Raw genomic sequence first — 16,698 nt, forward strand, 5'->3', positions numbered from 1 at the left:
GTGGTAGAATGCCTAAGTATTTAGTGATTGTGGAATCACCTGCCAAGGCAAAAACGATTAAGAAGTTTTTAGGTACAAACTATGAAGTAGTTGCATCTAATGGTCATGTTCGAGACCTTCCCAAGAGCAAATTAGGTTTTGATGTAGAAAATGATTTTGAACCTCACTACATCACAATTCGGGGAAAGGGAGAATTGCTGGCTAAACTTCGGAAAGAAGTAAAAAAAGCGGATAAAGTGTATCTGGCAACTGACCCTGATCGTGAGGGAGAAGCTATATCATGGCATTTATCACAAGCTCTGAAACTGGAAGAAACCAAACATAATCGAATAACATTTAACGAAATAACGAAAAATGCCGTAAAGGCATCTATCAAGCAGGCCAGAGATATTGATATGAATATGGTGGATTCCCAGCAGGCCAGAAGAATGATAGACAGGATGGTTGGTTATGGCATAAGTCCGCTTTTATGGGCAAAAGTCAAGAGAGGATTAAGTGCGGGGCGTGTACAGTCAGTAGCGCTTAGGATTATTTGTGACCGAGAAGAAGAAATCAATGCATTTGTGCCAGAAGAATACTGGACGCTGGAGGGCGACTTTAAAGTGGAAGGACAGAAAAAGCCTTTGCACGCAAAGTTTTATGGTACAAAGTCATCAAAATTGACCATTGAAAATGAAGAACAGTTACGAGGCATTTTGTCGGAGCTGGAACATACAGAATTTCATATAGCAGATGTAAAAAAAGGAGAACGAAGCAAAAAGCCTCCGATTCCGTTTACAACAAGTACATTGCAGCAGGAAGCTGCGAAACTTTTAAATTATTCCACACAAAAGACTATGCGTATAGCACAGCAGCTTTATGAAGGAATTGATATAAAAGGAAAAGGCACAGTCGGTTTAATTACTTATCTGCGTACAGATTCAACCCGTATTTCAGCAGAAGCCGATGAAGAGGCGAAAAAATACATTGCAAAGCACTATGGCGAAGAGAATGTGCTTAAGTCTGGCGGACAGAAAGAAAGCAAGAAAAAAATCCAGGATGCACATGAGGCCATTCGGCCTACTTATGTAGATTTAACGCCTACAGTAGTAAAAGAATCTTTAGCAAGAGATCAGTTCCGTTTGTATCAGCTGATTTGGAAACGTTTTATTGCAAGCCGAATGGAAAATGCTAAGTATGAAACAACCTCAATTAAAATTGATGGTGGTGATTACCGCTTTACTGCTTCAGCATCTAAGCTGGTATTCGATGGTTTTTTAAATGTATATGGTACAGATGAAGAAAAGGAAGAAAGTGCAGCAGTATCAGGGACGATTACGGCAGATTCCAGAATAGAAGTGCTGCAATTCGAAGAAGGACAGCATTTTACACAGCCTCCTGCACATTTTACAGAGGCATCACTGGTTAAGACATTAGAAGAACTGGGCATTGGACGTCCAAGTACCTATGCACCAACCATTACAACTATCATTGCAAGAAGATATGTTGCAAAGGAAAATAAAAATCTATACGTAACAGAAATTGGCGAAGTAGTGAATGCCATTATGAAAACATCCTTCCCAAGCATCGTTGATGTGAATTTTACAGCAAATCTGGAAGGGCTGCTGGACTGCGTAGAAGATGGTACCGTTGCATGGAAAACGGTTGTAAGTAATTTTTATCCTGATTTACATGATGCCGTGTTACAGGCGGAAAGGGAAATCCAGCAGATAAAGATAGAAGATGAAGTAAGTGATGTCATATGTGAACAATGTGGCCGTAATATGGTCGTGAAATATGGTCCTCATGGAAAATTCCTGGCGTGTCCAGGTTTCCCTGACTGCAGAAATACGAAACCATATTTTGAGAAAATAGGGATACCATGTCCTTCATGTGGCAAGGAAGTGGTGATTCGCAAGACCAAAAAAGGCCGTAAATATTATGGCTGTGAAAATAACCCTGATTGTGATTTTATGTCCTGGCAGAAGCCTACTAAAGAGAAATGTCCAGACTGTAACGGGTACATGGTGGAGAAAGGTGCCCGTATCGTGTGTGCAGATCCAAAGTGCGGATTTGTAATCGAAAAAGACAGACTAAAGGAACTAGTCCAGGAAAGTACGGAAGATGAAGAAAATAAGTAAAAGCAATTAGGCAGTTTCACATGCAATGCGAGTAGTATTGATGCGTTTGTGTAAAAAGGAAGCTGTCCGGATAACAGCTTCCTTTTTACATTTTAGCAGAGAAAAACACTTTTTATGTGGGCGTTTTCCATTAAGTGGATAAGGTATATGACGAAATTACTATTGTTTTTGTAAAATTCTTATGATAAAATAATTGGGAAAATTGCATTAGTTAATTTGTGCAATTTGCAAGGAGGTTGGATATGGGAGTTGAACTTCTCGATAATACCCGAAAAATAAAAAAGTTATTACATTATAGCCATTCTCAGAAAGTTGTATTTAATGATATTTGCAATGTATTAAGCGATACCTTGCATTCCAATGTCCTTGTAATAAGTAAAAAGGGTAAGATTCTTGGGATACATAATAGAGAAGATACAATGGAGATTACTCAGTTTATCCAGGGAAATGTTGGTGGATATATTGATGGATTATTAAATGAAAGGTTCTTGAATGTTCTTTCAACAAAAGAAAATGTGAATCTTATGACATTTGGTTTTGTTTTTGAACAGATGGACATGTATTCTTCCATTATTACTCCGATTGATATGGCAGGAGAACGGCTTGGCACATTATTTATCTATAAATATGGTGGAGCATATGATATTGATGATATTATTCTAAGTGAATATGGAACAACGGTAGTTGGTTTGGAAATGCTTCGGGCAGTAAGTGAAGAAAATGCAGAAGAAACACGAAAAGAACAGATTGTCCAGTCAGCTTTGGGAACATTAACATTTTCGGAAATGGAAGCAGTTACCCATGTGCTGGAGGAATTAGAGGGCAATGAAGGAATACTGGTAGCCAGTAAGATTGCTGATAAAGCGGGTATTACAAGATCTGTGATTGTTAATGCCTTGCGGAAGCTTGAAAGTGCCGGTGTTATTGAGACAAAGTCATCAGGCATGAAGGGAACCTATATTAAAGTGCTGAATGATGTGGTGTTTCGCAAATTAAAGGATAGTTCAAAAGCAGTTTAATCAGCTTTTTTGAAGATTAATAAATGGAATAGATTCAATACTGTAATATAAAGCGACATAATTATACTAAATGATAGTAAATATTTCTTGTTTTTTGAGCTTTTTTTAGTATAATATTATAGAAAGGATGTGAGTTTATGGCTAACATGTTTAGTTATGTAGATGTCCTTGGGAAAACGGCTGATGCGAGCTGGACCCGTATGGAAGTGATTCAAGATAATATTGCGAATGTCAGTACACCAAAATATAAAAGAAAAGATGTACAGTTCGAATCTTATTTGGCTGCACAGATTTGTGATGGTGATAACCTGAATGAATGTGTAGATAATATCGATTTAAATTCTTTACAAGCAACAACATATGTTGATAATTCTCAATACAGTTATCGATATGACGGTAATAACGTAGATATTGATACCGAAAATTCTGAAATGGCTAAGACACAAATCAGATATCAGACGTTAATGGAATCCCTTACAAGTGAGTATAGCAGAATAAAGACGGCCTTGTCTAAAAGCTGATTAATTAAGTGTTTAGATTATAAATGGAAGCAGTTGAAAGGAGAATAGATATGTCGGTCTTTGGTGGATTGAATATGAGTGCTAGCGGTTTAACAGCACAAAGGCTTCGTATGGATGTTATTTCCCAGAATGTTGCAAATGTAAATACAACAAGAGATGAGAACGGGCAGGTATACAGGCGGAAAATAGTTGTATTTGCAGAAAAGAAAGATTTTTCTTTTTCAGATTCCCTGAATGCGGCTTCTGGCTTGAAGAGCAGTGGGGTTAAAGTTGTAAAAGTGCTCAAAGACAGGAAAACAGATTTGAATATGGTTTATGACCCGTCACATCCTGATGCTGATGAAAACGGTTATGTATCCTATCCAAATGTTAATACTGTTACAGAAATGACAAACCTGATAGATGCCAGCAGAGCATATGAAGCAAATGTAACAGCATTTAATGCTTCAAAGAATATGCTGCTTCAGACATTGGAAATGGGAAAATAGGGAGGTAAGATATGGAGATTACGGGGGTTAAAGCCATTGAAGGCATTACGCCAAAATATGATTATGGAAATACAGAAAAAGTTAAGGGCAATCATAATAATCAGGCGTTTGAATCATTTTTTAAATCTGCACTTGATAATGTGAATCAAACAAATTCTTATATTGACAAGGCAAATGAAGAACAGATAAAATTTGCTTTAGGACAATCTGACAGCTTAGTGGACTTACGCAATGCACAACTCAAAGCAAACATATCTTTACAATATACAGTTGCGATAAAAAATTCCCTGGTAGATGCGTATAAAGAGATAATGAATTTATCATTTTAGAGAAATATGAAAATAACATTGCAGTGGGGGCTGTGATGTAATGGAAAGAGGATTATATGGTAGAGAGACTAAAGCAAATACCGAGCCAGATTATGACAATGTGGAAAGAACTGTCTAAAAAGCAGAAAGTGCTTATAATAAGTGTAGTTGCTGCAGTGTTTTTGACGCTTCTAGTATTGTATTTTATCCTATCCAGAGTAGAATATACCACATTATATAAATTTGAAGATACGAAGAGTGCCAGCGAAACAGTAAACTTGCTTAAAGAAAATAACATAGACTGCAGGCTGGAAAGTGACAATTTAACTGTAAGCGTAAACAGTAAATCATATGAAGATGCAGTTGTTGTAATGGGAACAAACGATATTCCGGCAACAGGCATGTCTTGGGATAAGGCCCTTAATAATTCGCTTTCCACAAGCCAGACGGAAAAGGATCAGAAAATTAATCTGGCATTCCAAAATGACATAAGAAGCAACCTGATAAAATTAGATTATGTTAAGGATGCAGCGGTATATATAAAAAGGACTGCTTCAGATAAGACTGTTTTTGATGATGAAGTCGAGACATCTGTAAGTGTCATGCTTACTTTAAAAGAAGCTATATCTGCCGAGACAGCCAATGGCATTGCTAAAATGTTAGCAGGTGCAGTAGGAAATGCTACAACAGAGAAAATTACTATTGTAGACAGTACTGGCAATGTTTTATTTGCCGGTGATGAAGAAGATACTCTTGGCGGCAGCATACATTCGGCAGCGGAGTATAAGGAGAAGCTAAGAAACACATTCCGGAAAAACGTAAAAGAAATTCTTTTGGCATGTGATTACGACGATGTTGAGGTAAGCGGTGAAAATCTTCAGTTTAACATGGATAAGATCACGGAAATGTCAAAAGAGTATACAGCAGCGGAAGGACAGGAACAGGGGTTATATGACAGTTCCTATGAGTATAAAGCTACTGGGAATAATGCGGTAGCAGGAGTTCCAGGTACAGACTCCAATGATGAATCTGTTGATTACGAAATTGATACCAATGGAACATCTAACTCTGAAGTGATACTTAACAAGTATGATTATTTACCAAACGAAAAAGTAAAAAATATTGATTATGAGATTGGTGCTGTTGATACTAGTAAATCTTCTATAGGTGTAGTATTAACCAAATATCATATTTATAATCAGAAAACAGCTGAAGAAGATGGAACTTTAGGGGATTTGTCATGGAAACAGTTTATAGAACAGAATAACCGCAGAAAACAGATTGAACTGGAAGATGGAATTTTAAATCTTATTTCACAGGTAACGGGGGTTTCTGAGAATAAGATTGCGGTTACTGTTTGGGAACAGCCGATTTTTAATGATACAGTGAAAGCGGAAAGAGGCTACACGAATGTTGTAATGATTGTCTTAATCATTCTGATTATTGCATTGTTGGCATTTGTAGTGATTCGTTCCATGGCACCAGTTCAAGTTACTGAAACAGAACCTGAATTGTCAGTTGAAGAGCTGTTAGCTACTACAAAAGAAGGCCAGGAATTAGATGATATTGAAATTACTGAAAAATCAGAAACAAGAAGGCTGATTGAGAAGTTTGTGGATGAAAATCCAGAAGCGGTTGCCCAGTTATTAAGGAACTGGCTAAATGACGATTGGGGGTAAGCTAAGTGGATAATAGAGAAGATATTAGTGGATTGCAAAAGGCGGCGATATTGTTAATTGCATTAGGTCCCGAAAAGTCAGCCAGTATATTTAAGCATTTAAAAGAGGATGAAATTGAGCAGCTGACGCTGGAGATTGCCAATACGCGCAGTGTTCCAACAGATACAAAGGATCAGGTATTAGATGAGTTTTATGACATCTGCCTTGCTCAGAAATATATTTCAGAGGGTGGCATTAATTATGCGAAAGAGTTACTTGAAAAGGCACTTGGCCATGACAAGGCTATGGATGTGATTGGCAAGCTTACAGCATCCTTGCAAGTCCGTCCTTTTGAATTTGTTCGTAAAACAGACGCAAGCCAGTTATTAAACTTTATTCAGGATGAACATCCTCAGACGATAGCATTGATTTTAGCGTATCTGTCTTCCAGTCAGGCATCTGCTATTATTTCATCGCTGTCTCCGGATAAACAGGCAGACGTTGCAAAACGTATTGCACAGATGGATAGAACTTCACCAGATGTAATCAAAGAAGTTGAAAAGATTTTAGAGAAGAAGCTGTCTTCACTTGTAAATCAGGATTATACAATTGTTGGTGGCGTGGATTCCATCGTAGATATCTTAAATACAGTGGATAGAGGTACTGAAAAACATATTATGGAATCTCTTGAAATTGAAGAACCTGAATTGGCAGATGAAATCCGTAAGAAGATGTTTGTATTTGAAGACATTCTTTCACTTGATGATAAATCCATTCAGAGAGTTCTTCGTGAAGTGGATAACAATGAACTTGCTGTTGCACTTAAAGGTTCCAATGAAGAGGTGCAGAATGCTATCTTTAACAACTTGTCCAAGCGTCTTGTAACAATGATTAAAGAAGATATGGAATACATGGGACCTGTTCGTATGAAAGATGTTGAAGAAGCACAGCAGAAGATTGTTAATATAATTAGAAAATTAGAGGATGCAGGGGAAATCATTATTTCCAGAGGTGGAGGTGATGAGATAGTTGTCTAATCTTATTAAGGGGAATTATATTCGGTTTGACCAGTCTAATAGAATTGTTATCGATTCAAATTTCCCAACAGAACAGTTTAATCCATTATCTTTCATGAAAGTAGAAGAAGAGCCTGCTTTTGAGGAAGAAAAGTTACAGGAAGAATTAGAAGCAGAAGAGGAAGCAATGCCAGATTTGGAAGAAGTTACTCATTATGCTGAAAATATTATAATAGAAGCACAAGCCGAGGCAGAGAAAATAATATCTTCTGCCAAAGCACAGGCTTTAGAAGTCTTAAATTCTGCGAGAGAACAAGGGGAGGCAGAAGGACTCCAATCTGGTTTAGCACAGATTGAAGAAAAAAAAATACAGATGGAAGAACAGCTAAGTGAACAGCTAAAACGCCAGGAAGAAGAATGTGAGCGTGCAAAAAAGCAGCTAGAACCCATGTTTGCAGATTTAACGATTAAGCTATTAGAAAATCTTACAGGTGTGATTGCAGAAGAAAAAAGGGACTTGATTGTTTATCTGATTTCAAAGGCTTTAAAACCGATTCGTGGACCAAAGCAGTTTCTGATTCGCGTGTCGGAAGAAGATGCCCTGGCAGTTACACAGCAAAAAGAAGTTCTTTTAGGATTGCTTACACAGGATTGTACTTTGGAGGTTTTTGAAGATCCGACTTTAGAAAGAAACCAGTGTTTTATCGAAACAGAAGACAGGCTGCTGGATGTGGGTTTAGACACGCAGCTATTAAATCTGTCTGAACATTTAAGATTGTTAGCAAATGCCTAGAAGCTTGGTTTAATATATTGTCTTAGCAAAAAAGGGAAAGAAAGAGGAATAGAATTGGCTTCAGATAACTTTGAAAAATATTATAGTTTGCTGGATCGTACATACGAAAAGAAACTAGGAAAAGTAGTTAAAGTTGTTGGTTTGACAATTGAGTCAATCGGTCCAGAAGCCAAACTAAATGATTTGTGCAATATTATCTCAAAGGATAAAAAAACAATTGTCAGAGCGGAGGTAGTAGGCTTTCGTGATAATCGAGTACTTCTTATGCCTTATGATAATGTTGAAGGGGTTGGTCTTGGCAGCAGTGTTGAGAACACGGGATTTCCGCTAAAAGTAAGAGTTGGAGATGATTTATTAGGTAAGGTTGTGGATGGCTTAGGCGTTCTGCTAGATGGCAGCCAGATAGCAGATGGAGAATATTATTCAGTAGAGGCAGCACCTCCAGATCCTTTAGAAAGAAAATTAATTGACTCTGTGCTTCCATTAGGTGTAAAGGCTGTAGATGGTCTGATAACCATTGGAAAGGGGCAGAGAATTGGTATTTTTGCAGGCAGTGGTGTAGGAAAAAGCACATTGCTTGGTATGTTTGCAAGAAATACAAAAGCAGATATTAATGTAATCGCCTTGATTGGAGAACGTGGAAGGGAAGTAAGAGAATTCCTTGAGCGTGATTTAGGTGAAGAAGGAATGAAACGTTCGGTTATTGTAGTTGCTACATCAGATAAGCCAGCGTTAATTCGTAATAAAGCTGCAAAGACAGCTACTTCTATTGCTGAATATTTTCGGGATCAAGGGAAAGATGTGTTATTAATGATGGATTCCCTAACCAGATTTTCAATGGCACAAAGAGAAATAGGTCTGGCTTCAGGAGAACCGCCAGTTTCCAGAGGCTATCCGCCTAGTGTTTACTCAGAGATGCCAAAGCTTTTAGAACGAGCTGGTTATTCAGATAAAGGCTCTATTACAGGGCTATATACCGTATTAGTAGATGGTGATGACTTTAATGAACCGATTACGGATACTGCCAGAGGTATTTTGGATGGTCATATTATATTATCCCGTAAACTAGGGCATAAAAACCATTATCCATCCATTGATGTACTGCAAAGCATATCGCGTGTTATGTCAAGTATTGCAAGTGATGGCCATAAGGCACTGGCAGGTAAACTTAAAAGTGTACTGGCAACTTATAATGAAGCAGAGGATCTGATTAATATCGGTGCATACAAGAAAGGGTCAAATCCTGATATTGATTATGCAATTGAAAAAATTGATGCGATTAATGGCTTTTTGCGTCAAGGAGTTCATGATAAATATTCATTCGAGGAAGTTGTGGATTTATTGGAAGGAATTTTTGAAGAGTGATTCTGGTAAACTGCAGTGATGAGGTATTAAATTATGGCTAAATTTATTTATAGTATGCAAAACCTTCTGAATTTGAAAGAAAAGCTGGAAGAACAGAAAAAAGCTGCATTTGGGGCAGCAAAGGCAAAACTTGATGCAGAGGAAGAAAAACTGCAGGCACTATTAGCGAGAAAAGAATTCTATCAGAATGAGCTGAAGAATTGTTATGCTTCCAGACTGGATTTAATGGCAATTAAAAAAAACCAGGAGGCTCTTAAAGTGTTACAGATACATATAGAATATCAGCATATACTGATTCAGCAGGCAAAAAGTCAAGTAGAATTGGCCAGAATACAATTAACAGAGGCACTAAAAGAAAGAAAAATCCATGAAAAATTACGGGAAAAAGCTTTTGAAGCCTTTAAGAAAGAATTGCTTTATGAAGAGGGCAAGGAAGTAGATGAACTTGTTAGTTTTAAGTATGGGAAAGCAAAGGGTGAGTAATTAGGTATGGCAAAGAAAAAGAATGAAGATCTTTTAGAAAACGAATTAGAAGAACAAGAAGAAAAAAAAGGTGGATTTTTTACATCAGTTTTATTTATACTGCTTGTTATTTTGGTTGTTTTAGCAACGCTTGCTGCTTTAATCAAGCTGGATGCTGGAGGGCTAGGCAGTGAAGTGTTAAGGCCGTTATTGAAAGATGTACCAGTTATTAATCGCATATTACCTGCTTATACGGATGAAGAATTTTTTGAAGAGTATAATACAAAATATTCAACTTTAGAAAGTGCAGTTGCAAAAATTAAAGAGTTAGAATTACAGCTTGCAGATTATCAGGATCAGGATGAAAGCGATAGCGGCACAATTGCAGATTTAAAAGCAGAAATTAATCGATTAAAGGTATATGAAGATGAATATAACGATTTTCAGAATAGAGTAAAAGCATTTGATGAAAAAGTCGTATTTGCAGAGGAAGCACCTTCCATTGAAGAGTATAGGCAGTATTATGCAGAGATTCAGCCAGAAAATGCAGAAGAAATTTACCGGCAGGTTGTGGAACAGCTCCAATATGACGAAAAAGTAAAAGAGGAAGCAAAACGCTATGCGGCGATGGACCCGGCATCAGCTGCAGAAGTTTTAGAAATTATGTGTGCAGACGACTTAGATACCGTCTGTGGAATTGTTTCTTCAATGGGTAACAAAAGTGCTTCTGCAATTATGAATGAACTGGATCCAGCTACTGCAGCGAAGATAACCAAAAAGCTTACTACAATTGATGAATAACAGAATAACAGTTTCTAAGAACCGAAAGGTCTTAGCATAAATAGGATATGAAAGGAGGAAATTATGGCACAAGTAAACAAAATTAATCCTGTGGAATTAGGCAGTCTTATGGCTTCTAATGTGAACAGGAGTGTATCTGCAAAAGGTGGTTTTGCTCAAGTCATGTCATCCAGTCAGGGGAACATAAATCACCCACAGAAAAATGACATAGCAATACAATCTGTTCACACTACCAAGGAAAAACTTCAAGAGGGAGCTTCTGCAGCTAAAACGTTACATCAGGCTGACAGTGCAGAGGTAAAGGATGCCAATGGCATGAATCAAGTTCAAATGACTAAGGAAACCGAACAGATCTGCAGTGAAATGGCAGAACAGGTTACTGAACTGAAAAAGCAGATTTCAGAGATATTAGGAATATCTGTTGATGAATTTGAGGAAGTTATGGCAGAGCTGGGATTAACTGTTTTAGACTTGCTTAATCCAGATGTGTTACAGAATATTTTATTTGAAGTAAATGAGATAACTGACCAGACAGAACTTTTAACAGACGAAACATTATGCAGGCAGATGACCGATTTATTAGATGCAGGACAGAAGTTTGAAGATTCTGTTAATGTGGAGGATTTGGCAATGTATGCAAAAGATCTGTTGGAAAAAGGTTCCATGGAGAATTCCTTACAAAAGCCAGATGCAGAATCTGCGAAAGCAAATCAAGAGGAAGAGCCTGCTAAAGTTTTGAGTGATGTAAAGGAAGAAGCTGTTTCTGTGAAAGAACCAGTTATCACAGTAGAGAAAGACAATATGCCAAACAGTGGTGAAGATGGATCCCGAAAGGGAAAAGGCCAAGAAGCTGATATGCAGAATGTACAGCTCAATCAGTTTGTTCAGAATTTAAGTGATTCCATTCAGAAAACCGGTGAAGTACAGATGGAGAATTTTGAGCGTCTTGAGCAGATGCAGGAAATTGTAAACCAGGTTGTGGAACGAATTAAAGTAACACTTTCTGTAGATGCCACTAGCATGGAAATGCAGCTAAATCCTGAAAACCTAGGCAAAGTGAATTTTTCTGTTGTTTCAAAAAATGGTGAAATGACAGCAGCTTTTGTGGTAGAAAGCCAAGTAGCGAAGGAAGCATTGGAAAGCCAGCTGGTTGTTTTAAAAGAGAATCTTGGTGAACAGGGAATAAAGGTGGAAGCTATCGAAGTTATGGTTGCGGAACAAGGTCTTTCACAGGATCAGTTTGACAATCAGAATGGACAGAATTTCCAGAATCGAAACAAACAGCGTAATGCCCAAGGAAAATTACGTGGCATGGAAGACAGCTTAGAAGAATCAGAAGAAGAAGTTAAGCCGGTTTTAAGAACTGGGACAGTTGATTTTTCAGCGTAAAGGAGGAAAAGCATGGGTGCTAATTTAAGTGCTCCAGTAAAAGATGGAGTTGTTCAGCAATATACCAGTGATGTAATGAAAAAGAAAGAGACAAGAGGAACCAGTGCACTAGGCAAGGATGCATTTTTGCAGTTATTGTGTACACAGATGCAGTATCAGGATCCATTGAATCCGGCATCAGATACGGAATTTATTTCGCAGCTTGCTTCTTTCTCATCTTTAGAGCAGATGCAGAATCTGAATAATTCATTTGCACAGACACAGGCATTCACTATGATTGGGCAGGAAGTTCAGGTGAAAGCAGATAACAAAGAGGGATTTATTCAGGGAGTAGTTGATTATGTAACTGTTTCTGAGGGAAAAGCTAATTTTTCTATTGATGGAGTTCTATATCCTTCTGATAAACTGATTTCTGTAATTTCTCCATTATATAGTGCAAAACAGAATGCACCTTCTGTTCCAGAACAGAAATTTGAATTTAATCATGAAAAGCCATCGGATCTAAATATCAAAATGGATTTAGGCAAAGATACAGGTGCTGCTTCCAGTTTTGCGGTTGTTTTAAATGGAAAAGCAGTTGACAAAAGCATGATGGGTTTTGATGCAGAATCAAATACTGTGACAATCTCAAAGGATGCGCTAAAAGATTTACAAGACGGAAGCTATAAGATTATGATTGTGTTCAATGATCAGCTAGAGACTTCTGTAACGGACAAAGTCAGTGTTACTGTCAGCGGGAAGCCTAAAACAGATGAGGGATCAGAAACAGCAGATACAGAGAAAAAAGAGGATGCAGTAACAGATAAAGAGTAAGGAAAGGCTTGTTATTCAATTTCGGTAATAGGCTGTAATCCCTTAAAGTGATTCGGTACATGGAGGTAGATATGAATCATATAACCAATAATAAGGCGTCTATTGAACAGATGGCTGGGAAACTCTTTTCAAACAGTAATGCGGAAGTAAAGAAACAGACCAGTACAGGAAAAACCTTTCAGCAGATACTGCTACAGAAACAGAGAACTGCAGAATCTGTCAAGGATTTAAAATTTTCAAAACATGCTAGCTTGCGGCTTCAGAACCGGAATATTTCTATTTCCAAAGAGCAGATGAAAAGGTTACAGGATGGAGCGGTAAAGGCAAAAGCAAAAGGAATACAGGAATCATTGGTAATGGTAGATGATTTGGCATTTATCATAAATACAAAAAGCAATACAGTGATTACTGCAGTAAATGAATTAGAAAATGCCGTCTTTACTAATATTGACGGAGCAGTTATTAATTAGTCCAAAGAAGCGCTGGACCTTATAAGGGGGCGTACATTCCTGAATGACAGATGGAATGGAAGGACACCAATAGGAGGTAAATGATTATGATGAGATCAATGTATTCTGGTGTAGCTGGCTTAAAAGCACATCAGACAAAAATGGATGTTATAGGAAACAACATTGCCAATGTAAATACCGTTGGATTTAAGTCAAGCAGTGTTACATTTTCTGATGTGCTGTATCAGACAACACAGTCTGCATCAGGACCAAATCCTGAAACAGGTGCTGCTGGTAAGAATGCCAAGCAGATCGGTCTTGGCTCTGTTGTAAATGGCATTGCAGCCAATGTTTCCGTAGCAGGTGGAACGCAGACAACAGACAATCCGTTTGACATTATGATAAATGGAGATGGTTTCTTTATTGTAAACCAGGGTGGAACAAATTATTTTACCAAGGCAGGTGCGTTTAAGATTGATGCTGCAGGTACGCTTTGTACTTCAGCAGGAGCAACTGTAATGGGGTGGCAGGCAACTGCTGATGGAACAGGAATTACAAAAGACACCGTTTCTGCTTTAAATGTTATGTCAGCTGACAAAATGTTTGCAGAGCCTGAAGCAACTGGTGCTGCCTTGGTTACTGGAAATATTGATACAAAGGATAAGCAGGCAAGCGGGACTGGAGCAGGCCTTCCTGTATCGTATTCTGTATATGACAATAAAGGGGATAAGTATACAGTTAAGTTACTGTTTAAAGAATCTGGTACGTCAGGAACATATAATGTTTCAGTAGGAGATGTTATGGATTCGGAGGGACAGTCGTTATTTAGCAGATACGATGATACAGCGAAGAAGTATGTTGCAAAGAGTCCACAGCCAGTAATAAATTTTGGTGCATCAGCGTTTTCAACAACGGATGCAGGCATTGATCCTGAAACAGGTGCGGTAACTAGCATGACAACAGGTACTGCAATAGGCCTGGTGTTTGATCAGGCAACAGGCAAATTCAAATCTATGGGTACTGCAACGGATGGAATTGCCAAATTAACGATTAATACAGGTGTTACAGGACTGTTTAATGATATTGATGTTGATTTTTCGCAGATGACGAATTTTGCATCAGGTGGAACATCAACTGCAGCAGCTAACAGGGGAGATAAAGAAGGAAAAAAAGCTGGTAAGCAAGTTGGTGAGATGCAGTCCATTCGTGTAGATGGTTCTGGTAAGATTATCGGTTCTTATTCCAATGGTACTAGCAAATACTTAGGTCAGCTTGCGCTAGCTGAGTTTGCCAACCCATCAGGTCTTGAAGCAGTTGGCGGAAACCTGTTTGCAGAGACAAAGAACTCTGGAGAGTTTGATGGAATCGGTGTTGATCCATCATCAGGAAGTTCTTCCTTAACAACAGGTGCTCTTGAAATGTCAAATGTTGATTTATCTGCACAGTTTACAGATATGATTGTAACCCAGAGAGGTTTCCAGGCGAACTCAAGAATCATTACAACAACGGACACAATGTTAGAAGAACTGATTAATTTGAAACGATAGTAATACTTGTGGGCAGTAAATAAAGTTTTACCAAAACTTGTTGTATGGGAATTTTCCCATACAGCAAAAGTTTGGAGAGGAGCAAGTTTGATTGAATTAACAAGAATGAATGGGAAAAAATTCACGTTAAATTGTGAAATGATTGAAAAAATTGAAGATACGCCAGATACGGTGGTAACGCTGGGATCTGGAAAAATGTATATTGTGCAGGAAAGCAGACAGGATGTAACAGATCTTGTTTTATTATATAAAAAAGAAATATTTAGTAAAAATTAAAGGTGGTGAGAGGTTATGGATTTAGCTTCGATATTGGGTATTGTTTTAAGTTTTACTTTGATGATTTTCGGTATGGTATTTGGCGATGACGGCATTGATTTTGGGAAAACCGCAACATTTATTCATGTGCCTTCCATGTTGATTACTTTTGGTGGTTCTTTCATGGCAATTCTGGCACAATCCGAGTCATTAGGTGCATTTGCTGGAAGCTTAAAAAGTATTACTTTGATTATGAAGGTAACATTAGCTTCTGAGAGTGAGATAATACATAAGATTATCGATTTATCTAATGTAGCTAGAAAGGAAGGGCTGCTTGCCTTAGAAGAAGCAGCAAATGAAGTAGAAGATGAATTTTTAAAAAAAGGAATTCTTCTTATCGTAGATGGAACAGATCCTGAACTGGTTCGGAGTATTTTAGAATCTGAATTAACTGCCATTGAAGATAGACATGGTTCAACAATTGGATTCTGGGAAAATATTGCTTCCATGGGTCCTGCCTGGGGTATGATTGGTACGCTGATTGGTCTTATTAACATGTTAAAAGAGCTGGATGATCCTTCTAACATAGGTGCTCCTATGTCAACAGCGCTGATTACAACATTTTATGGTTCTGTCTTAGCGAACTGGATTGCAACACCTGTTGCATTGAAATTAAAGGCAAAAAGTGCAAAAGAAATCCGCATGAAAGAAGTTATAGTAGAAGGTTTGCTATCCATTCAGGCTGGAGAGAATCCTCGTGTTATTGAGGAAAAATTAAAATCATTTTTAGCACCAGCGGAACGTGCAAGCTTTTCAGAAGGACAAGAAGGCGGTGAGGCATAATGGCTAAAAGGCAGAAAAAGCAAGAGAGTGCACCAGGTTCACCAGCATGGATGGCAACATTTAGTGATTTGATGAATTTACTGCTCTGTTTCTTTGTACTTCTGTTTTCCATGTCTTCTGTAGATGTTTCAAAATATGAAGAGGTTGCGGCTTCTTTATCTAAGAGTTTCAGCATATTCAATGGTGGCAAATCATCCGTCAGTGAAGGCCAGATGATTAGTACAGGTGTTACCCAGCTGAAAGATTTAGGTGAGCAGACAACGGAAGTTGGAAAAGCAAGTGAAGAAGACAGGATAGAAAATGCGGATCCGCTAAAAGAAGCAAAAAAGCAGCTGGAAGAGGAAAGAAAATCGGAACTGGATCAGATTTATGAGCAGGTGACAGGTGCTACCGAAAGAAATAAAATTGAACAGTATGTAAATGTTTCGATTGATGATGCATATAACTATGTATGCTTGACTTTAAGCGGTTCAGTACTCTTTGATTCGGGAAGTGCTGAAATTGTCAGCGATAGTATACCAATTCTGTATAGAGTTGGAAAAATACTAAAAACCTATGATGACCATTTGATTTATATCGAAGGCCATACAGATAATGTTCCGATTCACAATAGTAAATTTTCAGGCAATAATGAGCTTTCCTGGGCGAGAGCAGACAGTGTATGGAAGTTTATGGTGAATAAGATAAAATTAGAACCAGTTACTTTAGTTAGTGCTGGGAGAAGCGAATATGAGCCGGTTGCTACAAATAAAACAGCAGAAGGCAGAGCGAAAAACCGCCGTGTTACGATTAAGATTTATGGCGACAGCGGTTTATCCTCATAAGCTATATTAAGAATAGGAAGTGAAATC

18 protein-coding genes are annotated in these 16,698 nt (G+C 37.9%); all 18 read left to right on the top strand.

The window, feature by feature from the left end; translation table 11 throughout:
• The first annotated feature begins 8 nt into the window (after positions 1-8).
• The 18 genes from topA to BMY85_RS00430 all read left to right on the top strand — a co-directional run bounded on the left by topA (position 9) and on the right by BMY85_RS00430 (position 16,671).
• The gene (gene topA, locus BMY85_RS00345) at positions 9-2,120 is read left to right on the top strand and encodes a type I DNA topoisomerase (protein WP_092474806.1); all 2,112 of its coding nucleotides are present in this window, start codon (positions 9-11) and stop codon (positions 2,118-2,120) included.
• A 242-nt stretch (positions 2,121-2,362) separates the two neighbouring features.
• On the top strand, positions 2,363-3,139 hold the full coding sequence (gene codY, locus BMY85_RS00350; protein WP_092474809.1) for a GTP-sensing pleiotropic transcriptional regulator CodY: 777 nt from the start codon (positions 2,363-2,365) through the stop codon (positions 3,137-3,139).
• 137 nt (positions 3,140-3,276) lie between these two features.
• Entirely contained in the window at positions 3,277-3,660 is a 384-nt protein-coding gene (gene flgB, locus BMY85_RS00355) for a flagellar basal body rod protein FlgB (protein WP_092474812.1), read from the top strand.
• A gap of 50 nt (positions 3,661-3,710) precedes the next feature.
• The gene (gene flgC / locus BMY85_RS00360; RefSeq protein ID WP_092474815.1) at positions 3,711-4,148 is read left to right on the top strand and encodes a flagellar basal body rod protein FlgC; all 438 of its coding nucleotides are present in this window, start codon (positions 3,711-3,713) and stop codon (positions 4,146-4,148) included.
• Between the two features lie 11 nt (positions 4,149-4,159).
• On the top strand, positions 4,160-4,477 hold the full coding sequence (locus BMY85_RS00365; RefSeq protein WP_092474818.1) for a flagellar hook-basal body complex protein FliE: 318 nt from the start codon (positions 4,160-4,162) through the stop codon (positions 4,475-4,477).
• Between the two features lie 56 nt (positions 4,478-4,533).
• On the top strand, positions 4,534-6,135 hold the full coding sequence (locus tag BMY85_RS00370; RefSeq protein WP_092474821.1) for a hypothetical protein: 1,602 nt from the start codon (positions 4,534-4,536) through the stop codon (positions 6,133-6,135).
• A 5-nt stretch (positions 6,136-6,140) separates the two neighbouring features.
• A complete protein-coding gene (gene fliG / locus BMY85_RS00375) occupies positions 6,141-7,151 on the top strand; it encodes a flagellar motor switch protein FliG (RefSeq protein ID WP_092474824.1) in 1,011 nt (336 codons plus the stop codon).
• The gene (locus BMY85_RS00380) at positions 7,144-7,923 is read left to right on the top strand and encodes a FliH/SctL family protein (protein ID WP_092474826.1); all 780 of its coding nucleotides are present in this window, start codon (positions 7,144-7,146) and stop codon (positions 7,921-7,923) included. The genes fliG and BMY85_RS00380 overlap by 8 nt, the downstream gene beginning before the upstream one ends.
• Positions 7,924-7,977: 54 nt before the next feature.
• Complete coding sequence (fliI, locus tag BMY85_RS00385; protein ID WP_092474829.1) at positions 7,978-9,288, top strand: flagellar protein export ATPase FliI; 1,311 nt, start codon at positions 7,978-7,980, stop codon at positions 9,286-9,288.
• A gap of 33 nt (positions 9,289-9,321) precedes the next feature.
• A complete protein-coding gene (fliJ, locus tag BMY85_RS00390) occupies positions 9,322-9,771 on the top strand; it encodes a flagellar export protein FliJ (RefSeq protein WP_092474832.1) in 450 nt (149 codons plus the stop codon).
• A gap of 6 nt (positions 9,772-9,777) precedes the next feature.
• Positions 9,778-10,551, top strand: a complete 774-nt coding sequence (locus BMY85_RS00395; protein ID WP_092474834.1) for a MotE family protein — start codon at positions 9,778-9,780, stop codon at positions 10,549-10,551.
• 63 nt (positions 10,552-10,614) lie between these two features.
• Positions 10,615-11,940: a flagellar hook-length control protein FliK gene (locus BMY85_RS00400; RefSeq protein ID WP_092474836.1), complete on the top strand. Its 1,326-nt coding sequence runs from the start codon at positions 10,615-10,617 to the stop codon at positions 11,938-11,940.
• A 12-nt stretch (positions 11,941-11,952) separates the two neighbouring features.
• Positions 11,953-12,753, top strand: coding sequence for a flagellar hook capping FlgD N-terminal domain-containing protein (locus tag BMY85_RS00405; protein WP_092474839.1), 801 nt, complete (start codon positions 11,953-11,955; stop codon positions 12,751-12,753).
• A 71-nt stretch (positions 12,754-12,824) separates the two neighbouring features.
• The gene (locus BMY85_RS00410; RefSeq protein WP_092474842.1) at positions 12,825-13,223 is read left to right on the top strand and encodes a TIGR02530 family flagellar biosynthesis protein; all 399 of its coding nucleotides are present in this window, start codon (positions 12,825-12,827) and stop codon (positions 13,221-13,223) included.
• An 86-nt stretch (positions 13,224-13,309) separates the two neighbouring features.
• Positions 13,310-14,749 carry a flagellar hook protein FlgE gene (locus BMY85_RS00415; RefSeq protein WP_092474845.1) on the top strand — a complete coding sequence of 480 codons (1,440 nt, stop codon included), beginning with the start codon at positions 13,310-13,312 and terminating at the stop codon, positions 14,747-14,749.
• A gap of 87 nt (positions 14,750-14,836) precedes the next feature.
• Positions 14,837-15,025: a flagellar FlbD family protein gene (locus tag BMY85_RS00420; protein WP_092475249.1), complete on the top strand. Its 189-nt coding sequence runs from the start codon at positions 14,837-14,839 to the stop codon at positions 15,023-15,025.
• Positions 15,026-15,040: 15 nt separating this feature from the next.
• Entirely contained in the window at positions 15,041-15,847 is an 807-nt protein-coding gene (locus BMY85_RS00425; protein ID WP_092474848.1) for a motility protein A, read from the top strand.
• Positions 15,847-16,671, top strand: coding sequence for an OmpA/MotB family protein (locus BMY85_RS00430; protein WP_092474851.1), 825 nt, complete (start codon positions 15,847-15,849; stop codon positions 16,669-16,671). The genes BMY85_RS00425 and BMY85_RS00430 overlap by 1 nt, the downstream gene beginning before the upstream one ends.
• Positions 16,672-16,698: the final 27 nt, after the last annotated feature.

Source organism: [Clostridium] polysaccharolyticum, assembly GCF_900111595.1.
GTDB classification, from domain to species: Bacteria; Bacillota; Clostridia; order Lachnospirales; family Lachnospiraceae; genus Clostridium_AI; species Clostridium_AI polysaccharolyticum.